The sequence below is a fragment of the Streptomyces sp. NPDC057654 genome, assembly GCF_042800135.1.
Classification (GTDB): domain Bacteria; phylum Actinomycetota; class Actinomycetes; order Streptomycetales; family Streptomycetaceae; genus Streptomyces.
On sequence record NZ_JBHVHQ010000922.1, the window covers coordinates 1 to 3,309 of the forward strand.

Below are 3,309 nucleotides of genomic sequence, written 5' to 3' on the forward strand. Positions count from 1 at the left end.
GCTCAGGACTGCGGCAGCGGCTTGCCGTACCAGAGCTCGATGAGCCGGGCCGCGATCGAGATGCCCGTGGGCGGCAGGACCTCCCCGGAGTCGAACGCCGCCCGCAGGTCGTCCCGCGAGAACCAGCGGGCCTCGTGGATCTCCTCGCCGTCCACCTGGATGTCCGAGGACGTGGCCTGCGCCATGAACCCGAGCATCAGGCTCGACGGGAAGGGCCAGGGCTGGCTGGCGATGTACTCGACGTCCCCCACCACCACGCCGGCCTCCTCGGCGACCTCGCGCCGCACGGCCTGCTCGATCGACTCCCCCGGTTCGACGAACCCCGCGAGGGTCGAGAAGCGCCCCTCCGGCCAGTGCATCTGGCGGCCGAGCAGCGCCCGGTCCTCCTCGTCCGTCACCAGCATGATCACGGCCGGGTCGGTGCGCGGGTAGTGCTCGGCGCCGCACGCCTGGCAGCGGCGGATGTGCCCGGCCGCCGCGACGACGGTGCGCTCGCCGCAGCGCGAGCAGAAGCGGTGCAGCCGCTGCCAGTTCTCCAACGCCACCGCGTGCACCAGGAGCCCCGCGTCCCGCGGCGACAGCAGCAACCCCGCCTCGCGCAGTCCCGCCGGGCGCGCGGACTGGTCCATGCGGCCGGGCAGCGCGTCCTTCTGGAGCGCGAAGTAGCGCACGCCGTCCTCGTCCTCGCCGAGGAAGTAGCGGTGCGTCTCGGTGACGGGGGCCTCGAAGGCCGGGGTCATGACGAGTTCGGTGCGGCCGTCGGGGGTGTCGTCGACCAGGGCCTGGCCGCCGGAGACCACGAAGACCCGCGTCGTGGGGTGGCTCCAGGCCGCGGCCAGCCACGCCTCGTCGAGCCGGTGGTGCGCGGCGCGGTCGATGCCGCTCGCCATGCTGAGCGTGATGGGCCGGCTGTCGGTGCGATCGGTGGTGGTCACGGCTGCTTCCAACTCCCCCTGCGAACGGGTGGTTTACGTCTGGGCGTGCGCTGAAGCGCGTGCTTGCGCGTCAGCTCTCGGTGGGCCAGTGCTCGGCGAGGTCGCCCCAGAGGTACGCGGCCGTCTCGACGCCCTTCATGAGGAGGTCCAGTTCGACCTTCTCGTTCGGCGCGTGCCAGCCGTCCGACGGCACGGAGATGCCGAGGAAGAGCACCGGGACGCCGAGCACGTCCTGGAGGTCGGCGGCCGGGCCCGAGCCGCCCTCGCGCGTGAAGCGGATCCGCTGCCCGAAGGCCCGCCCCATGGCCCGTACGACGGACTGGAGCGCGGGGTGGTCGAGCGGCGTCAGACAGGGGCGGGTGGCGCCCCAGAAGGTGATCTCGTGGCGGATGCCCTCCGGCAGGCGCGCGGCGATCCACTCCCGCACGCTCTGTTGGATCTTCTCCCCGTCCTGGCCGGCGACCAGCCGGAACGACAGCTTCAGCTGGGCGCTCGACGGCACGATGGTCTTGCCGCCGGGCCCCTGGTAGCCGCCGCCGATGCCGTTGACCTCGGCGGTGGGCCGCGCCCAGATCCGCTCCAGGGTGGTGTGCCCGGCCTCGCCCGCGGTGGCGTGGGAGTGCGCGGTCCGCAGCCACCGCGACTCGTCGAAGGGCAGCTCGGCGAAGAGCTCGCGCTCGCGGTCGGTCAGCTCCACGATGCCGTCGTAGAAGCCCGGAACGGCGACCTTGCGGTCGTCGTCGTGGAGGGCTGCGGCCAGCCGGGCGGCCTCGGTGGCGGGGTTGGGCACCGCGCCGCCGAAGGAGCCGGAGTGGATGTCCTGGTCCGGTCCGTAGAGGTCGACCTGGCAGTCGGTGAGGCCGCGCATGCCGGTGCAGACGGTCGGGGTGTCCTCCGACCACATGCCGGTGTCGGAGACGATCACGGTGTCGCAGGCGAGGCGCTCCGCGCGGTCGCGGATCAGGTCGGGGAAGTGCGGGGATCCCGACTCCTCCTCGCCCTCGATGAGGAGCTTGAGGTTGACGGCGGGCGCGGTGCGGCCGGTGGCCGCGAGGTGGGCCCGTACGCCCAGGGTGTGGAAGAACACCTGCCCCTTGTCGTCGGCGGCCCCGCGCGCGTACAGCCGGCCGTCCTTGACGACGGGGTCGAAGGGGTCGGTGTGCCAGCCGTCCTCGCGGGCGGCGGGCTGCACGTCGTGGTGGCCGTAGACGAGGACCGTGGGGGCCGCCGGGTCGCCGGAGGGCCACTCGGCGAACACCGCGGGCGCGCCGGCCGTCTCCCAGATCTCGGCGGTCGTGAAGCCCGTCGCGGTCAGCTTCGCGGCCAGCCATTCGGCGCTGCGGCGCACGTCCCCGGCATGGCCGGGGTCGGCCGATACGGAGGGGATGCGCAGCCACTCGGCGAGATCGTCGAGGAAGGCGGCGCGGTGGCCGTCGAGAAAGGTGCGGACGGCACTGTCCGGGGTGTTGCTCATGACATCGACCCTATCCGCCTGCGGACCGTGCCCATTACCGGGTTTCCTCGCCGCCGGACGGCCCCAGGAGGAGCCGTTCGAGGGCCGGGCGGTCCGGCAGCCCGGCGGGCCGGACGACCTCGCCGCCGCGTACGTACAGGAAGGCCGCCGATACGGACGACAGCGGCAGTCCGTGCCGCTCGGCCCAGGCGAGCCGGTAGATCGCGAGCTGGAGGGGGTCGCCGTCGCGGCCGTGGCCGGTCTTCCAGTCGACGATCTCGTAGGTGTCGCCGCCGGGTCCGCTCTCGCGGTACACGGCGTCGATCCGGCCGCGGATCACCCGGCCCGCGAGGGTCAGCTGAACGGGCACCTCGGCCTGGTAGGGGGTGAGGTGGGCGTACGGGGTGCGCTCGAAGGCTTCCTTGAGGGCGGTCAGGTCGCGTTCGTCGGCGATCTCGGGTTCGTCGTCGGCGCCGCCGGGCAGTTCGTCGGGGCCGAGCAGCGGGAGCGGCAGCGCCTCGAACCGGGACTCCACCCAGGCGTGGAACCGCGTGCCGCGGCGGGCCGCCGGCTGCGGCGGGCGCGGCATGGGGCGGGCCAGTTCGCGCGCGAAGCCCTCCGGGTCTGCTGCGAGCCGCAGCAGCTGCGAGGCGCTCAGGGCGGACGGCAGGGGGACGTCCCGGACGGCCGCGCGGGTGCGCCGCAGCTCCCCGGCGAGGGCGTCGAGGTCCCGGTCCCAGGAGTCGGCGAGGCGCTGCTCCTCGGGCAGCAGGGCGGCGTCGGAGAGAGCGGCGGCGTCGGGGTCCGGCGCGAGTACGGGCCGGGTTCCCGCTTCTCCGACCGGGGCGGGGTGCTCGCGCGCGGGCGCCGCGTCCCGGCCCGTCACGGAGTGCCCCGCCGCGGAGTGCCCCGCCGCGGCGC

Annotated in this window: 3 protein-coding genes; all 3 read right to left on the reverse strand. The window is 74.3% G+C overall.

The features are described from left to right. Positions 1–2 precede the first annotated feature (2 nt). Positions 3–890, reverse strand: a complete 888-nt coding sequence (gene nudC / locus ACFU99_RS38315; RefSeq protein WP_384401731.1) for an NAD(+) diphosphatase — start codon at positions 888–890, stop codon at positions 3–5. A gap of 115 nt (positions 891–1,005) precedes the next feature. Further along, the gene (locus ACFU99_RS38320) at positions 1,006–2,409 is read right to left on the reverse strand and encodes a dipeptidase (RefSeq protein ID WP_384401726.1); all 1,404 of its coding nucleotides are present in this window, start codon (positions 2,407–2,409) and stop codon (positions 1,006–1,008) included. 34 nt (positions 2,410–2,443) lie between these two features. Next, the coding region (locus ACFU99_RS38325) for a PD-(D/E)XK nuclease family protein (protein ID WP_384401728.1) at positions 2,444–3,309 on the reverse strand (866 nt) is incomplete at its 5' end.